This is a genomic window from Acinetobacter sp. ANC 4779 (genome assembly GCF_004331055.1).
Taxonomy (GTDB): Bacteria; Pseudomonadota; Gammaproteobacteria; order Pseudomonadales; family Moraxellaceae; genus Acinetobacter.
The window spans coordinates 57,838-74,191 of record NZ_SJNU01000007.1; the positions used below are offsets into that span (position 1 = coordinate 57,838).

Here is a 16,354-nt window from a genome sequence, read left to right on the forward strand (position 1 = left end):
ATATTCCTTGAGGCACTTTGCCACCACACTTAATAAGTGTGGTTTTTTTTACGTAGAGGAAAATATCTTCCAACTCCATCATATGCTCATGAATATATATTTTTGCTTTTATCAAAAAACACTCAGTCCATGTATTTAAAGACTGTGGGCAAAACTTGTAGCAAAAAATAATTCATCAATATTACCTTCTAATGAAAGGCGCCTTAAGATGAGATATTCTTTATTCATGGATCATATAAGCTAGAAATTTTCTTCCATTTCATACAGTATTTCGCTATTTACTACCGTTTTAGACAAATAATAAATTCAACAATGAATCAGGTCATTTATAAAAGGTAAAAGGATACTTTTATTACCAATGACGGTCTTCAATTTAAACAAAATTAATTTTATCTAATGATATTAAAATAGACTGTATTCACAAGCTATTTTAATATCTATATGGCTTACCTATTTATTTTTAATCTCATAATTAATTTGTAACTTTCCACAGTCTAAACCACTCCCTTGCAGCGGTAAAAATTGTGTGTATTTACTATGTTTGAGCATCCCATTTGAAGTTTTTGTAAATTTATAAACATAGTCACTAATATAGATATCATTTTTTTCTAAAACTGTGATTTTTTCTACATCACAACTCATATTCTTGATAGGTAATTCTTCTCCTAATTCTGCTAATTCGATTACATCATCACATGAAGGTTGAAAAACTGTTTTAGGATAATCGGATTGATTTTCCCAACGCAATTGTAAAATAACTTGACTCTCAATTTCATCAGTTGGGCTAACTTCAAGTAATTGATCGTTTTCTACAGTTTCTAGAGACAAAGGATTTAAAAATTGTAAGGTGCGTTTAATGCCTTGACAGTAATCAATTTTTGGCTTGGATAACCATATTGTATAATCCTGATGTAAAGGAACTTTTTCTATTACAATATTAATATCATGTTCATTGGGTTTTCCAGTCCCACTTCCACCTTTGGTGGCCCCAACTGAAAAATTTTCTCCACATCCTGAAAATAATGTAGTACAGACCACGGAAAATAAAATTCTTTTTTTATACATCACTTTGATATATCCCTAAACAAAATGTCTGATTGGCCTCAGATTGACCTTCATCTATTGTGCAACGTTCTATTGCCAGTTTTAATAGTGCTTCAGAATATTCCCCCCATAATTCAATAGAATATTGAGTAAGAATTTCAACCGATTCTTTAGTTAACTCATCGGCCCGTACACTTTCTTCTAAAAAACTCACTTGGTCATCGATAAAGATATTATGTAGTCCCGCCTTAAGATGACTTTGTAAATTTTGATTTAATAATTTGCGTAACTCTTGATTCAGTTGATCTGGAACAAAACTTCTTTTTTGTAAAATGACCTGCTTTCCATTCTGTCGCACAATTCCTAAACGTACTAATTCATTTAATACCGATCTTGGATGCATTTCCAATGAAATATTTTTGACTAAATTTACAAATGAAACTTGTTTGCAATTATAAAATGGCAGCTGTTCGGGCCAGTTTTCTGCAACCCAGAACCCGACGACTCTAGCAGGGATACTAAGAGATTTTTCCAGTTTAGCTTCTTTAATAAGTGTTTCTTCATCGATCATTTCTTTAAAAGCAGTTATATCCTTACGATGTAATCCTGATAACAAACTTATAGCGGACACTGTTGATTTATTCCCTAATCTTTCAATTTCATCAATTGCCTGTTGATAAAATATAGATTTTAGGGCAGCAGAAAAATCTGTATAACCCACTCCGGATCGAATGAGCCATTTTGTTAAGTAATTCATTAACAACAATACTTGTTGTAAATTAAATTCTGCATCATTGGCTGGTAAATTGCTCATAAGATGAATCTTTTCCAACTTCATAAAGTAAAATTTTCTTAATCTCCATCTTTGATGAGGTGTCTCGATTTACTTTAAGAAAGTATAGTGAATTTATCTAAAAACGTGAGCAACCACAATGAAATTTAATAAATATCCAGATTTATTGGATTTTTATAGATCATCTACTCAGCATTTTAATATTGAGTGCGTCCAACTACGTTAGTTATAGATCTGCATGACCACCGATTCTATAGACACTTTTTAACTAGATAAAGCTTGGAATAGTTCCCCCTATTTAACATGATGCAAGTTATACGAAGTCAAATTGTGAACCCGAAATAGAAATGTCCGCTTTTAGCATGTGCTCTTCTAGCCTTGTGTTTGCAACTTTTAGCATCTGTGCATACCTAAGTTGGAAGATCATCCCAAAGGTGAAGTAAGCCAGTACCACGTGCTACACAAATTCGCAGTGGATCGTTTTATATTCAATATATAGTGTATGAAATAAAAACTGCTCTCCTGCTGATTATTCATCGCTATACATGATTTAACCGATAACTGCTGAGTAGATTAAATAGACAGCGACTCCAATCACGGTTGTGGCAAAAATTTTCTGTACCTTATTGCTTTCAATCCGGTGGATTAGACTTCGCCCAATGAACATCCCCCCAATACAGGCCAGAACGAAAGTCAGCGTGACCGAAACAGGATATTGAAAGCCATCCAGCACATGTGCAGAAATACTGACACCCCCAATCATAAAAATAATCATCAGGGAGGTCGCAACGATAGTGCGCATATCCAGATTGGTGAATTTACGTAGTGCCGGGACAATCACAAAACCCCCACCCACCCCGAGCAAGCCAGTCAGCAAACCTGCCACTACGCCAATACCCGCAAGGAACGATGCAGTTTTCACATTCCAAATTAAACGACCGGTTATTTGATTGACCTTGCACGGTGCATTTTCATGATCATGGACTTTATTAAAAAATATCCGATAAGCCACAATCAGCATGACCAGACTAAACGCCAGTGTCAGCCAGACCGGAGAGACAATACCGGCCAGATGCACGCCATAACGTGCTGAAGGAATACTGATCAGCGCAATCCAGAGCGCAGCGCGATAACGTACAATACGCTTGAATAAACCCTCGAACGTTCCAACCAAGGCGGACAGAGTAACTGCAAGCAAACCCACAGGTGCAGCCTGTGCTACCGTCCAACCCTGACTCACCATCAGTGCCGGCACAGCTAGAATACCGCCACCTGCACCGGTCAAGCCTAACAGTCCACCGATCACCAGCCCTTCGAGTATCAATAGCCACATGGCTCCTCTCCATTTTGTACAAAAGTGATTAAATAAAAGTCGACCTTTTTTTTTAATCTCTAAGCAAACTTATTTGAAATAGTTGAGAGGAAGTTTTAAATAAGAAACTCCATTTTGTTCTGGCTCAGGAAACTGCCCTGCTTTCATGTTGATCTGAATCGCCGGTAGAATCAGTTTAGGCATGTTGAGTCCGGAATCGCGCTGGTTTCGCATCTGTGCAAACTCAGCCTTGCGAATGCCTTCGTGAATATGGATATTCTGAGTTTTCTGAGTCTGGATATCAGTTTCACAGACATATGCTTCACGTGTCTCGGGCAAATAGTCATGACATAAAAAGACCCGGGTAGCTGCTGGTAGCTGATATAGGCTTTGTACTGAATCAAAAAGCTTTTCTGCACTGCCCCGCGGAAAATCACAGCGTGCTGTACCATAATCTGGCATAAACAGCGTATCACCCACAAAAACCGTATCCCCAATGACATAGCTTAGACAAGCGGGTGTATGACCCGGCGTTGGAATGTTATAGGCTTTCAGGGTTCCGATCTGAAACGACTCATGATCCTCAAATAAATAATCAAACAGCTGCTGAGTATTCCATTGTTTGATATCCAGATTGTAAATAGCACCAAAAGTTTCTTGTACTATTCCAATTTTCTGGCTCATGGCAATCTTGCCCCCTAACTCCGCTTTAAGATACTGCGCTGCAGTCAAGTGATCCGCATGCACATGTGTTTCCAAAATCCACTCGACTGTTAAATCTTGTTGTTTGATATAGGCAATAATTTTATCGGCATGAAGGGTTGAAGTACTTGCTGATGCTGCATCGTAATCTAAAACGCTGTCAATAATGGCACAGGCTTTGCTCGCCGGATCACGCACGACATAACTAAAAGTATTGGTATCTGGGTGAAAAAAATCTTTTACTACAGGTAAATTTGACATCTTCAAGCTCCTGTCCATTTACGGTGAATCAACACGCCTACAAGCATTGCAACTACAAAATATAGTATTTGATAATGACCCAGACCGATCAGGGTAAAACTGGGTGCTGGACATACGCCGGCAATACCCCAGCCAATACCAAACAACAAACTGCCAGAGATCAGTTTAGGATCAATTTTCTGGTGACGGGGTAAATCAATGGGTTCAGCAAAAATAGTTTTAGGTGCCGAGCTTCGTAGCGCTTTTTGAAAAGGAATGAATGCAACAACGATTGCACCCAGCATGACAAAGCCAAGACTGGCATCCCAGTCACCAAACAGATCAAGGAAATCCAGCACTTTTTCTGGATTGGACATGCCCGAAACCATGAGTCCGACAGAGAAAAGAGCACCAAAAATAAAAGCTAACATCTTTTTCATTTTAAAATGCTCCAAGGATGTGACGAATAACATATACAGTAACAAAACCTGCAAACATAAAGACTGCCGTTGCGGCAATGGAACGTTTAGACAAACGACTGAGCCCGCAAATACCATGCCCACTGGTACAACCTGAACCCAATCGAGTACCGAAACCTACCAGCAGACCTGCAATGATCATCATGAATGGACTTGCATCAAGCTCAATTTCAGGCTGAACAAATAGACCATAAATAAATGGCGTGATAACAAGACCCAGCAAAAACCAGATTGCCGGCGTTTTAAACACCGTCTGCGGATTCAATACTTGTCCGATCATTCCACTGATTCCTGCAATGCGACCATGCACATACAGATACCCCACGACCGAGACACCGAGCATCAAGCCGCCTAAAAAAGCAATCAGAAAATCATGCATATTAAGTCTACTCATTTACAATATATTTATTTATAATATATATTATTAAATATTATTCAAGCAATTTATGATATTATTCTGTAATCACTTCTTAAGCATGCAGGATTGAAGGATAGTGTAATGAATAGTGTAATTAACCAGGCTAAAATTGATTTTTCAGAAGTGGGTATAGTCACAGATTGCTTAAAAGTCTTGTCAAACCCTGATCGGCTCAAAATTCTTTGTGTTTTGGTCGATGGTGAACTCAATGTGCAACAAATTGAGGATTGTACGGATATTCACCAACCGACGCTTTCCCAGCAACTGACGGTACTGCGTAAAAACCATATGGTGAGTACCCGTCGTGAAGGTAAACAGATTTTCTATCAGATTTATGATCCTAAAGTGCTTGTACTGATGCAAACCTTATATCAGCTGTATTGTGCTGCTTAAGCCCATTTTTCACTTCATCCTGGATCATCGAGTGATTTTATAAATTTATCGTTGCTCAAAATCCAACCGCAATATTCATGAACAAATCGGCTGAAGATCATGGCAATGCCCCCTCTACAGCATTCCCATTATTTTATTTAGACGACAGTTAAAAATATGAAGCAGATGAATGTATAAAATTTTTCATCCTTTAAGGAAATCCATAAAATCTCATCTGCACTTGCGAAATTTATTTTTCAAAAATTTCTTTCAGATCTTTGGGCATACCTTGAGTAGATTTAAAATTACCTTTGCTGTCTTTCCATACCACCGAGGGTGTGGAGAAGAATCCATATTTACCCATTAACTCCTGATTAAAATCAATTTTTTCTGAAATCTCAGTAGGTATGGTTGTGCTGGGTGCTAAACTTTTCTTGGCTTTATTCAAGTTCAGATCAGCAAAAGTGGCTGCTGGATCCTTCGACATCAATAAAGTAGCCACCTGACCACGACTTTCTTCACGTATTACGCCCACTTGAATATGACGTAATTGTACTTGGCCTGATTTAATCCAGGGGCGCGCCTGCTGCCAAAGCGTGTGACAATAGGGACAATTTGGATCTGAAAAAATATATACAATGCGTGGGGCCTTTTTGTCCCCATCCTGTATCCAGGTGGACTTTGCTAAAGTTTTCCATACATCCTCCAATACCACATCTTTAGAATGTTTATTCATGGCATCAATGGAAAGATTGCTTCCTTTGACATTGTATAAGTCGCCAACAATGTAATATTGCTCATCATTAGAAATAAATACGGTCCCAGGATGCTGATTGTTGTGTCCCACCCACCCTGTCATACCTGTGGGTGCAGGAATCTGTTTAATGAACTGAAATCCTTCTTGCTCAATTTGTTTTTTAATCGGGGTATTGGCTGAAGTCAATGTCGCACTCGCTGCAAGCAACATGGAAATAAGAATACGTTGTGTCAATGTGTTCATAAAAATTCACCAGAAACGATTAAGGTTGGGTTGATATCTTTTTTAAATATTGCTGCAATATCGCAGGTGTCAGTTCGCCCATATGACGCTCTATCAACTGCCCCTGCGCATTGAAAAACAAGGTGCTGGGCAGTCCAAACATATTCATTTGTTGTGGCATTGCTCCATAGGGATCAAGCAGTACATGTTTAAATTTAAGATCATAACGTGTTAAATAATCCTGTACGGTCCGCAGCTCTTCTCCCTGATTAAGCATGATGAAATTAATCCCAGGATATTGATCATGGGCCTGCTGTAAAACAGGCATTTCACGGTGACAAGGTGGACACCAACTGGCCCACAGATTGATCACGGTCGGCTGCCCGATAAACTGTTTGAGGGGAACTTTCGCTGATGTTTCAGCATTTTGAGTTAAAGAAGAAAAATTTAGCTCTGGAAAATGTAGCTTCGGTTTCAAATGAGTTTGAACAGCAATCCCTATACTCAGCAGCAGCGTAAAAACCAAGATGAAAATCGCTTTAGATTTACCGGGAAGTCGTTTATTTTGCCCAAGGAACCATGCGATACCGGTAACAACTCCCCCGATTAGGTGAAATCCTTTGTCCTGGATCTTTAAGATGTCAATCAGGGATATGGAATAGGCATCCCAATGCAACAATACAAAAACGATGCGTCCCCCAATAAGCCCAAGCAAAAAGCTGCTCCATAAGGCATCTTTAAAAGCTTGGATCACCGCGTTTTCCCATCCAAGCTTTCGACCCAAGATATGGCCCATCATCGCTACACTCATCATTGCAAGCAAAATAATGATGAGTGTCCAAGGCAACATCAATGGTCCAAGGTGTAAGAAATCATTCGCGTTCTCCTGCCTGAAGCTGCGCTAATCGTGTAATTAACTGTGCTGCGCTAAATGTCCCAGTGAGTCGAAGTTCACGCTGTTCCTGATGTGAAGCATCCAGCATGATCATGGTGGGAGGTCCCAGAATCTGCCATTTTTTTAATATCTCATCCTGACTGGAATGATAAGTGCTCAGATCAAGCTTGATTCTTGCGATATTCCCAACAGCCTTTTGTACATCTTCACGTGGTAAAACTTCATGCTCAATCGGCTGACATGCCACACACCAGTCCGCATAAACATCAATCATCACCGCTTGACCTTTAAAGCGAACAAGTGCCCTGCCGAGTTCATCCGCATTTTGAACACGTTGCCATGCTAAGGTCTGATCTGCTTTTGTCACATTCATTTGAACTAGACCCTGGTTAATATGCCATGCGCCTCCTGCGGCAATTATGATGCTCAACATAATCACCATGACTTTGGCTATGCCTCGAGATAGATGAGGCAGTATTTTGAACAGGTAATAGCCTGAAAGGAGGAATAGAATCCCACCGAGCAAAATAAAATACAGCACACTTGGAATTAAAGGGCGAACAAAATAAACCGCTAGAGCCAGCATGACAAAGCCAAAGCTAAACTTAAGACGATCCATCCATACGCCAGGTTTAGGTAAATACTGTGATCCAAATACCGAAGCAATAAATATGGGTAAACCAATACCCAGACCAAGTACAAATAAGTAAGTCGCCCCCATCGCAGGATAATTCAATTGGGAAACAAATAATAATGCTCCGGCAAGTGGCGCACTCATGCAGGGCCCCACAATTAATGCAGCGATCATGCCCATGAGCAGAGCCCCTAGCAAGGTGCCGCCTTTTTGTTTTTGTTGCCATTGATCAAGGCGATGTAACATGGCTTGTGGCAATGAGAGTTGGAAAGCGCCAAATAAGTTAAAAGCAAACAGAATAAACAGCACTACAAACAGGCTAATAAAAACTGGACTTTGAAACCATCGCTGAAAGCTATATCCCAGTTGAGAAACCGCCAGACCCATTACGGCATAAACCACTGCCATACCAACAACAAAAGCCGCTGCGATAAATGCCGCTCGATAGCCTCTTTGACGCTGAATCAAAATCCCCGAAAGAATGGGAATCAAGGGTAATGAACAGGGAAGAAAAGCCAACAAGATCCCGAGGCCTAAAAATACCAGTAAATTGACTAAAATATTCTGATTGGATAACAGGTTAAAAAAGAATTGGTCATTATTCCATTGAGCTTCAAGAGCAGTCGTCATTTGATTCTGTGGTATCTGAGGCTCGGATTGAGAACTGATTTCAGCTGTGGTCTGTCCCCGGTTTTCATCGATGGCTGGTTCAGCTGGTTGTACCGATAGCAGATCTTTTGGCTCTTCTACTGTATTTTTATGGGTGGAATTTTCTGGTTCTAAAGCGGGTATTTTTTCTTGGGTCGCAGTTGGCTCAGAGGCTGGGCTGGGTGGTAAAGCAGAGGCTGAAGTCGCAATTGCATTTAACAGTTTTTTAGTTGGCGTGAGTTTCTGAACAGGCAACAATCCCTCTGCATCAGTGTGTAGAGTGCTACGTTGTACCGGGTAGCATAGACCACTTTCTGCACAGCCCTGCCACTGAATATTCAGTGTCTGGTTCGGCTGTACAGTGATAGGCGTTTTGACCTGACCATAATGAACTTGGGTGCGCCCAAAGGTTGGATCATCTTTGTCTTGCGGTACTGGCAGGCTCAGTTGGAGTGCTTTTTGATCATGGCTAACTTTGAGTTGATCATGATAGAGATAATAACCATCCGCAATTTTCCACCTCAGTTCAGCACTCTCCTGAGTTGTTGAGATCGCCTCAAACTGAAAGGCCTGATCAGGTGGCAGGAAATCAGCATGGGCTGTTCTCATTAAAACAGCTAGCATGATCAAAAATATTCTCAACAGCCACATCATCAATTTCAACATCGTATTTAATCGTAGAGGTTCTATTATTCAAAAACTAAAATTAAGAGAGCATTAACAGTAGCAATCGCTTATAAAATAGATCAACAATCACTGGGAGTCCGCATGTTTGTTGTTTTGGTGGAAGATGATCCATATATTGCACACAGTATTTGTGCGGCGCTGGATTTTTTAAACATTTCTGTCGAACATGTCAGCACGGCAAGTGCGGCCGATTATTTTGTCCGGCATAGCGCTGTTGATCTGTGCCTGCTCGATTTAGGATTGCCGGATCAGGATGGTTTGGATTTACTTAAAAAATGGCGCCAGGATCAGATTCATACCCCGGTACTTGTACTCACCGCACGGATACAGACGCGGCAATGTATTGAAGCACTCAACTTAGGCGCAGATGACTATCTGACCAAACCATTTGAACTTGATGAGCTTATTGCCCGTCTTCATGCTCTCACGCGTCGTCATCGTGGTTTTTCATCCAATGTTCTACAGTTTGAAGAGTTGAGCTTAAATCGGGATACCCAAGAAGTATTTTATCAAAATCAGCCGGCCCAGCTTTCAAGGCGTGAATATAGTTTGCTTGAGACATTGATGAGACATCCCAATCAGGTTCTGAAAAATGAGCAATTGCTCGACAAACTTTATGGATATCAAGACAGTATCGAAAGTAATGCCTTAAATGTGCATATTTATCATTTAAGACAAAAATTAAATGCTGATTTGATTCAGACCATTCGTGGAGTCGGTTATATGTTTAAAGTGTCTGAGTGATAATAGATGCGAAGCTATAGTTTGAAATGGCGTTTGGTCACCAGCTTATTGCTGGTATTTCTATGCCTGTGGAGTATTGTTTTTTCCTGGTTGTATATCGACCTGCAAAAACGCCTACAAAACACCTTGGATCAACGACTTTCCGCTTCAGCACATATGGTCGCGCGTTTAATTCAGCAACTTCCTATGCAAGCGATGAGTAATCAACTGATCCAACAGCCGCATAAGTCTGCGGATGCTGAAAATCTCATTGCCTGCGAAGTATCTTTATTCAGCTCAGACATATCTGTAGGTCAACATGTTGTGGCAAAAACTCGAGGTGCGCCAGCTAACTTAAGTCAACAACAGCTCGGTTTTAGTACCTGGCGGCAAGGTGAGATCGAATGGCGCAGTTATGTGCTACGTAAGAATGATATCCAAGTGGTGGCTGCCGAACGCATGTTCTTACGTGATTCTCTGTTACAACAAATTCTGCAATCCGTCCTTATTCCACTCATTTTATCGCTGCTTATCTGTATTGGCTTCATTATTTTAATAATACGTAAAGAATTTAAAAGTCTGGATAGCATGGCACAGCATTTAAGTCAAAAAGAATTAACACTCAGTGAAGCCACAGAGTATTTGGTGCATCTTAATCCCAAGCATATTCCGCATGAAGTACAGCCATTTGTGGATAATTCAACCCAGTTGATTCAAAAATTGCATCATAGTCTGGAAAATGAAAAAGTCTTTACCGCATACGCTGCACATGAGCTCCGTAGTCCTTTAACCGCAATCAAAACCCATGTGCAACTTGCTCAACTCATGGCACAGCAACAACATACTGCGCAAAATTTACAGGATAATCTTCAACAAGCCAATATCAGCATCCGCAGATATGCACAATTACTTGAACAGCTTTTAGCCCTGACAGCGATAGATCAGGAGACGAGCCAGAAATTAGAAGCAACGGATATTAAATCCGTACTGCAACAAGTGATTGCGGATTTACAGCCCGTCTACCCTAAACTTGAACAAACTTTAGATATCCATTGGGCCAGTTTAACCCATATTGATCTTCCGGATTTTGCGCTTTATAGCGTGCTTAAAAACCTGATTGAGAACGCCGTACTACATGCACAAGCACAAATCATTTCTGTCAAAATGCAGAATAGCTCGCTTTTTATTCAGGATAATGGAAAAACCTTAACTGAAGATGAGCTGAAGCACTTGGGGCAACGTTTCTGGCGAAAGTCCGCAGAGCAACCAGGACATGGACTGGGACTCTCGTTGGTTAAAACAATTCTAAGCAAATATGATTATGAGATTAAGTTTTATAGGGCAGATGATCAGGGCTTAATTATAGAAATCTCCCCCTCTCATTCTTAACTATTTATCAAAGTTCTCTGCTCTGGGATGTGAATAGCCAGCGCTTCTATAGACACTTTTTAACTAGATAAAGCTGGGAATAGCCCCCAATTGCACAGAATGGTCGTTATTCGAAATTCCAGAAAAAACAATGACTAAGTACTACTATGTAGTACAATAAAACCACTACATAGTAGTAGATAGTATGGAAGCTTGATGTATACAATATGTGAAACATCCTTGTTCAGTAAGTTTGATTCAGACTAGTGGACAGAACAAGAATACAACGAGTTTAAAATTTTTCTTGCTTCCAATTCTGAAGTGGGTGATGTAGAACCGAACTCAGGCGGAATCCGTAAAATTCGCTGGGGATCGGGCAAGACAGGGAAAAGCGGTGAAGCTAGAGTAATCTATTACAACCGCTTAGCTAACGGACAAATAGGGTTACTGACCATTTATGGAAAGTCTGCTGTTGATCAACTTGATAAAAAAATACTACGTGCTTTAGTGGAAGCTAAATGAATCACTTAAATGATATTGAAAGCCGTGATACCGAACGAGATATTGGCGCTGAGTTACTTATGGCTGTAGATGAAATGCTTGCCAATAGCCCAGTCAAAACGTATAGCATTACTCAGATAGATGTCGCTTTAGCGCGCCAAAAATCAGAGTTAAGCCAACGTCAATTTGCCGATACTTTAGGTGTATCGGTACGTACTTTAGAAAGTTGGGAACAAGGTGTACGTAAACCATCTAAAGCAGCACAATCCTTAATTAAGCTGTTTATCAAAGATCCTGCTTTTGTCAGAGAAGCTCTTAGATAATTAGAATATATAGTGAAAATGGGAGCCTTAAGCTCCCAGTTTTTTAGCTTCGCATAAGCTGTATTATGGTAATTTTAGAAATATTTAGTGGATCAATTTTTAATTAAACCATTAAGATAGTGCTGGCCAATATTAAACTGAGCTTTTGTATTTCCATCATTTTTAGCTTTTAGAAACCATTTTTTTGCGAGAGCGTTATTCTTTTTTACTCCCAGACCTTTGGCATACATCACACCTAGATTATTTTGCGCTGCAGTGTTCCCCTGTGCAGCTGCCTTACTATACCACTCAAAGGCTTTCTTATAGTTCTGTGGAATGCCTTGACCATTGTCATACATTAAAGCAAGACTAAATTGTGCCGCAGCATCCCCTTGTGCAGCTGCCTCGCTATACCACTCAAAGGCTTTCTTATAGTTCTGTGGAATGCCTTGACCATTGGTATACATTAAACCTAGATTATGTTGTGCTGCAGCATCCCCTTGTGCAGCTGCCTTACTATACCACTCAAAAGCTTTCATATCACTCTGAGGGATACCCAAACCATTGTCATACATCACTGCTAGATTATGTTGTGCTGCAGTATCCCCTTGTGCAGCTGCCTTGCTATACCATTCGAAGGCTTTCTTATAATTCTGTGGAATGCCTTGACCTTGGGAATACATTATCCCAAGGTTATATTGTGCCAAAGCTTCCCCTTGTATAGCTGCCTTGCTATACCACTCGAAAGCTTTCTTGTAACTCTGTGCAACACCCTGTCCTTGGGTATACATCACACCCAGGTTATATTGCGCCAATGCCTCTCCTTGAGCCGCTGCCTTGCTATACCATTCAAAAGCTTTGACATCACTTTTAGTTACGCCCTGACCTTTTTCATACCTTACCCCCAAGTTATGTTGCGAAAGTGCATATCCTTGATTGGCTGCCTTGCTATACCATTCAAAAGCTTTGACATCATTTTTAGTTATACCCTCACCATAGGCATACATCATCCCAAGATCATGTTGTGCTAATGCAAATCCTTGAGCAGCAGCTTTGCCAAACCATTCAAAAGCTTTGGCATAATTTTGACTTACGCCATCACCATAGCTATACATTAATCCAAGGCTATATTGCGCAGGTGCAAGCCCTTGAATTGCTGCCTTGTTATACCATTCAAAAGCTTTAATATAATTTTGACCTGTGCCATCACCATTGGCATACATTACCCCAAGGCTATATTGCGCAGGTGCAAGCCCTCGAGCCGCCGCCTTACTAAACCATTCAAAAGCCCTGACATAATTTTGGGTTACACTCTCACCATCATAGTACGCATTTCCTAGCTTATTTTGAGCAGATACATCTCCTTTCTGGGCCATTTCCTGTAGTTTTTGAAAATTCTCTGTATCCGCAAATGTAGGTTTCATAAATAAGAATACCGTGAGCAATAATAATATTTTTTTAGTGAATTCCATTATCAAATTTCTATTTTATTTAAAGTGATAGAATTTTAGTATAGCTTTAAATCTTTTCCAGAATAACATTACTGAATTAATCAAATCTCTATTCATTTAACATAATGGCGCTTATACGAAATTTAGTTGTAAGCCCCAAGTAGAAATGTCTTAGATAAATAGATGAGCTAATTAACCAATATATTCGGCTCATTACTTGAGCTGAATATGTGCTATATTCAACTCATCTTAGATTTTCAGAGAAAGATTGAAAATGCAGGAATGGATTTGGCAAATACAAAACTGGACAAATTTCACATGGCAAGATTCAATTATCTTACCTAAAACTAGACAGATACATCAAAAAATAGGGATTCTTCTTGGACAAAGTGAGCATGATTTAGCAAAAGAACAATTCACTCTAGATACTCTACTTGCCAATCTTGTTGCTTCATCAGCAATTGAAAATGAAACCATCAATGTTTTTTCATTGCGATCATCTCTAGCTCAACGCCTGGGTGTCACGCTTGAACAGCCTTATCCAAGCTCAGATCGATCAGAAGGTTTAGCCAATATCATGCTAGATGCACTTAACGATGTTAAGCAACCACTGACTGTTGAGCGTCTCATGCAATGGCATCGTTGGCTTTTCAATGATCCAGACTGGACAATGCAACGTTTACGCATTGGTCAACTCCGGGGATCAGAGCCTATGCAGGTCGTTTCAGGTCGATTGGATTACCCTAAAGTACATTTTGAAGCACCTCCAAGAGAATGCTTAGAAGATCGCTTAAATGCCTTCATAGCGTGGTTTAATCAGAGTTTGAATGATTCCTTGCTTGATCCATTATTACGTGCAGGCATTACCCATTTATGGTTTGTTACTCTGCATCCTTTTGATGATGGTAATGGCCGTATTACACGTACACTTACAGACCTTGCTCTCGCTCAAATGGATGAACAGAGCATCCGTTTGTATGCAATGTCTACTGGGATATTAAACAAACGTAAAAGTTACTATGAAGTATTAGAACAAACCCAAAAAAATGATTCTGATATCACAAATTGGCTGATTTGGTTTCTAGACACATTGAATGATAGTCTGGAAAAAACCTTAGCGCAGATCAGTCGAACATTGTTTAAAAGTCAGTTTTGGCATAAATATTCAAATTTAGCCCTGGGTGAAGAACAGCGCAAAGTTCTAAATCGTTTATTAGACGGTGGAGAAAATGACTTTGAACATGGTATTAGTGCTTCACAATATCAAAAGGTTACTAAAGTCAGTAAGGCAACAGCTACTCGCCATTTATCAGACTTACTTGAGAAAGAATGTATCGTCAAATTGGAAGGTGGTGGACGTAATACACGCTATCAGATCAATACTCAGTTATAGATAAGCAATAAAAAACCCCGACATCCTGTCGGGGTTTTTCGTATTTGATGCTTAGATCTAACTCCTGTCGGATCTCACATTCCTTGTTCTGTACGTTGTTCTTTTTATTTGGAGCATCCTGCTCTCTATGTCCCCATAATATGAAATTACAGCGAAGTGGTATAGCAGCAAAGGGCCGAGATTGATGTGAGCAAATGCGTACAAAGCCGGCTAAAAACTGTCCCCTTTTTATCCGCAGAAATTGGGGATATTTTCTGCCCTGGGAAGACTGCTAACATTGAGGAAAGTTTCAATTTAATTAAAAATTAATCAATTTTATTGGCAGAATATATCAAAACAGTTCAAAAAAAAGCCGACTTGTTTCCAAGCCGGGATTCTGCTGATCTGTTAACTTTTTCTTTTAGCTTAACTTATTGATATTGCAGTATTATTACAATCTCGTTTCGTATAAGCGCCATTATGTTAAATAGACTAGGAATTTGATGAAAGCCAATTCTCAAGATCATTAATGAATGTAGGCCATACATCTTCGGGTGCTAATTTAGAAATACCGCCTAAAGCCAAATCAAATTCATCGTCATAGTGAACTATGAAGTCATATAAATCTTCATCTTCAGTGTATCTAGAAATTTCTAGCAATATTACAAATAGATTAGAAATTAGTTCTTTTGAATCTTCGATAGATAGAGGTCTCTCAACATATCTTTTTAATGCGTCACAAAAGATTTTCTTCTTAACAGTAGGCTCTATATTACTCTGTTCAATATTCATGTCATTAAAATAATCTAATATTTCTTTATCTTTAGAGAAAAAACAAATTTCCAAAGCTAATAAATCAGTTGGACTTTTATCTAATCTATTTACAGCCCAGTTTTGAATGTCATTAGTTGATTTTAAGTTTAATGCTAACTCTACTTTTAATTGAAATTTTTCTGCATCATTCATTTCTTATTATTCACTTTTCCTAAAATTAACATAATACAGCTTATACGAAATTAAAAAAAAAGGGAGCTTAGGGCTCCCTTTTTCTCTGATTTTTATTAAATTGCTAAACGTAAATTTAATGCTTCAACCACTTTAATAGCTCTATCAAAGCTTGGGTTTACATCACCTGAAAGTGCTTTATAAAGACTTTCCCCCCCTAAACCTGTGTCTTTTGCTAATTGTGTCATTCCTTTAGCTTTAGCGATATTTCCTAAAGCTTTTGCAATAAATGCTGATCACCATTAGATTCTTCGATACAAGCTTGTAGCTAAGCTTGCATATCTTCTTCTGTTTTAAGATCTTCAGCACTATCCCATTTACGAAGTTTAATAGCCATTTAAACTCCTATTCTAAATCTTGTGCGAATTGAAGGGCGAGTTTTATGTCTTTACTTTGTGTAAACTTACCTCCGCCAGCTAAGAGGATAAC

Annotated in this window: 15 protein-coding genes and 3 pseudogenes; 5 read left to right on the plus strand and 13 right to left on the minus strand. The window is 39.3% G+C overall.

What is annotated here, in order from left to right; all coding sequences use genetic code 11:
• Window positions 1-450: 450 nt before the first annotated feature.
• From E0H80_RS09560 to E0H80_RS09585, 6 genes are all read right to left on the minus strand, one after another.
• Window positions 451-1,068, minus strand: a complete 618-nt coding sequence (locus tag E0H80_RS09560) for a hypothetical protein (RefSeq protein ID WP_165494302.1) — start codon at window positions 1,066-1,068, stop codon at window positions 451-453.
• Window positions 1,058-1,858: a DUF6502 family protein gene (locus tag E0H80_RS09565; protein WP_131365254.1), complete on the minus strand. Its 801-nt coding sequence runs from the start codon at window positions 1,856-1,858 to the stop codon at window positions 1,058-1,060. Before E0H80_RS09565 ends, E0H80_RS09560 begins: the two co-directional genes overlap by 11 nt.
• 529 nt (window positions 1,859-2,387) lie before the next feature.
• On the minus strand, window positions 2,388-3,170 hold the full coding sequence (locus E0H80_RS09570; RefSeq protein WP_131365256.1) for a sulfite exporter TauE/SafE family protein: 783 nt from the start codon (window positions 3,168-3,170) through the stop codon (window positions 2,388-2,390).
• A 69-nt stretch (window positions 3,171-3,239) separates the two neighbouring features.
• Window positions 3,240-4,112, minus strand: coding sequence for an MBL fold metallo-hydrolase (locus E0H80_RS09575; RefSeq protein WP_131365259.1), 873 nt, complete (start codon window positions 4,110-4,112; stop codon window positions 3,240-3,242).
• A gap of 2 nt (window positions 4,113-4,114) precedes the next feature.
• On the minus strand, window positions 4,115-4,531 hold the full coding sequence (locus E0H80_RS09580) for a DUF6691 family protein (protein ID WP_131365262.1): 417 nt from the start codon (window positions 4,529-4,531) through the stop codon (window positions 4,115-4,117).
• A gap of 1 nt (window position 4,532) precedes the next feature.
• Window positions 4,533-4,949, minus strand: a complete 417-nt coding sequence (locus E0H80_RS09585; protein WP_131365264.1) for a YeeE/YedE family protein — start codon at window positions 4,947-4,949, stop codon at window positions 4,533-4,535.
• A gap of 120 nt (window positions 4,950-5,069) precedes the next feature.
• Between E0H80_RS09585 and E0H80_RS09590 the strand changes: the two genes are divergently transcribed.
• Entirely contained in the window at window positions 5,070-5,381 is a 312-nt protein-coding gene (locus tag E0H80_RS09590; RefSeq protein WP_131365267.1) for an ArsR/SmtB family transcription factor, read from the plus strand.
• Between the two features lie 229 nt (window positions 5,382-5,610).
• Here E0H80_RS09590 and dsbG read toward each other — a convergent pair whose 3' ends face one another.
• The 3 genes and pseudogenes from dsbG to dsbD all read right to left on the minus strand — a co-directional run bounded on the left by dsbG (window position 5,611) and on the right by dsbD (window position 9,125).
• On the minus strand, window positions 5,611-6,360 hold the full coding sequence (gene dsbG, locus E0H80_RS09595) for a thiol:disulfide interchange protein DsbG (RefSeq protein WP_131365269.1): 750 nt from the start codon (window positions 6,358-6,360) through the stop codon (window positions 5,611-5,613).
• A gap of 19 nt (window positions 6,361-6,379) precedes the next feature.
• Window positions 6,380-7,219, minus strand: a pseudogene (locus E0H80_RS09600) (prolipoprotein diacylglyceryl transferase family protein); the annotation flags it as partial.
• On the minus strand, window positions 7,212-9,125 hold the full coding sequence (gene dsbD, locus E0H80_RS09605; RefSeq protein ID WP_416224586.1) for a protein-disulfide reductase DsbD: 1,914 nt from the start codon (window positions 9,123-9,125) through the stop codon (window positions 7,212-7,214). The gene dsbD and the pseudogene E0H80_RS09600, both read right to left, overlap by 8 nt.
• Window positions 9,126-9,284: 159 nt before the next feature.
• On the opposite strand from dsbD, the gene E0H80_RS09610 reads away from it, so the two are divergent.
• The 3 genes from E0H80_RS09610 (at window position 9,285) to E0H80_RS09625 (ending at window position 12,118) form a co-directional block, all read left to right on the plus strand.
• The gene (locus tag E0H80_RS09610) at window positions 9,285-9,947 is read left to right on the plus strand and encodes a response regulator transcription factor (RefSeq protein WP_131365274.1); all 663 of its coding nucleotides are present in this window, start codon (window positions 9,285-9,287) and stop codon (window positions 9,945-9,947) included.
• A 6-nt stretch (window positions 9,948-9,953) separates the two neighbouring features.
• Window positions 9,954-11,315, plus strand: coding sequence for an ATP-binding protein (locus E0H80_RS09615; protein ID WP_131365277.1), 1,362 nt, complete (start codon window positions 9,954-9,956; stop codon window positions 11,313-11,315).
• Between the two features lie 497 nt (window positions 11,316-11,812).
• Window positions 11,813-12,118, plus strand: a complete 306-nt coding sequence (locus E0H80_RS09625; RefSeq protein WP_131365279.1) for a helix-turn-helix domain-containing protein — start codon at window positions 11,813-11,815, stop codon at window positions 12,116-12,118.
• A 92-nt stretch (window positions 12,119-12,210) separates the two neighbouring features.
• Here the strand turns inward: E0H80_RS09625 and E0H80_RS09630 are convergent, their stop codons facing one another.
• Window positions 12,211-13,521, minus strand: a complete 1,311-nt coding sequence (locus E0H80_RS09630; protein ID WP_165494303.1) for an SEL1-like repeat protein — start codon at window positions 13,519-13,521, stop codon at window positions 12,211-12,213.
• Between the two features lie 301 nt (window positions 13,522-13,822).
• On the opposite strand from E0H80_RS09630, the gene E0H80_RS09635 reads away from it, so the two are divergent.
• On the plus strand, window positions 13,823-14,941 hold the full coding sequence (locus E0H80_RS09635) for a Fic family protein (RefSeq protein ID WP_131365283.1): 1,119 nt from the start codon (window positions 13,823-13,825) through the stop codon (window positions 14,939-14,941).
• 471 nt (window positions 14,942-15,412) lie between these two features.
• Here E0H80_RS09635 and E0H80_RS09640 read toward each other — a convergent pair whose 3' ends face one another.
• From E0H80_RS09640 to E0H80_RS16870, 3 genes and pseudogenes are all read right to left on the minus strand, one after another.
• A complete protein-coding gene (locus tag E0H80_RS09640; protein WP_131365285.1) occupies window positions 15,413-15,886 on the minus strand; it encodes a hypothetical protein in 474 nt (157 codons plus the stop codon).
• Between the two features lie 95 nt (window positions 15,887-15,981).
• Window positions 15,982-16,262, minus strand: a pseudogene (locus E0H80_RS09645) (addiction module antidote protein).
• An 8-nt stretch (window positions 16,263-16,270) separates the two neighbouring features.
• Window positions 16,271-16,354, minus strand: a pseudogene (locus E0H80_RS16870) (type II toxin-antitoxin system RelE/ParE family toxin); the annotation flags it as partial.

Excerpts from the sequence above, each read along its gene's own strand:
- E0H80_RS09610 (WP_131365274.1), top strand. The coding sequence starts at position 9,285 with ATGTTTGTTGTTTTGGTGGAAGATGATCCATATATTGCACACAGTATT.
- E0H80_RS09640 (WP_131365285.1), bottom strand. The coding sequence starts at position 15,886 with ATGAATGATGCAGAAAAATTTCAATTAAAAGTAGAGTTAGCATTAAAC.
- E0H80_RS09635 (WP_131365283.1), top strand. The coding sequence starts at position 13,823 with ATGCAGGAATGGATTTGGCAAATACAAAACTGGACAAATTTCACATGG.
- E0H80_RS09630 (WP_165494303.1), bottom strand. The coding sequence starts at position 13,521 with ATGAAACCTACATTTGCGGATACAGAGAATTTTCAAAAACTACAGGAA.
- dsbG (WP_131365269.1), bottom strand. The coding sequence starts at position 6,360 with ATGAACACATTGACACAACGTATTCTTATTTCCATGTTGCTTGCAGCG.
- E0H80_RS09575 (WP_131365259.1), bottom strand. The coding sequence starts at position 4,112 with ATGTCAAATTTACCTGTAGTAAAAGATTTTTTTCACCCAGATACCAAT.
- dsbD (WP_416224586.1), bottom strand. The coding sequence starts at position 9,125 with ATGAGAACAGCCCATGCTGATTTCCTGCCACCTGATCAGGCCTTTCAG.
- E0H80_RS09625 (WP_131365279.1), top strand. The coding sequence starts at position 11,813 with ATGAATCACTTAAATGATATTGAAAGCCGTGATACCGAACGAGATATT.
- E0H80_RS09580 (WP_131365262.1), bottom strand. The coding sequence starts at position 4,531 with ATGAAAAAGATGTTAGCTTTTATTTTTGGTGCTCTTTTCTCTGTCGGA.
- E0H80_RS09570 (WP_131365256.1), bottom strand. The coding sequence starts at position 3,170 with ATGTGGCTATTGATACTCGAAGGGCTGGTGATCGGTGGACTGTTAGGC.
- E0H80_RS09615 (WP_131365277.1), top strand. The coding sequence starts at position 9,954 with ATGCGAAGCTATAGTTTGAAATGGCGTTTGGTCACCAGCTTATTGCTG.
- E0H80_RS09590 (WP_131365267.1), top strand. The coding sequence starts at position 5,070 with ATGAATAGTGTAATTAACCAGGCTAAAATTGATTTTTCAGAAGTGGGT.
- E0H80_RS09585 (WP_131365264.1), bottom strand. The coding sequence starts at position 4,949 with ATGCATGATTTTCTGATTGCTTTTTTAGGCGGCTTGATGCTCGGTGTC.
- E0H80_RS09565 (WP_131365254.1), bottom strand. The coding sequence starts at position 1,858 with ATGAGCAATTTACCAGCCAATGATGCAGAATTTAATTTACAACAAGTA.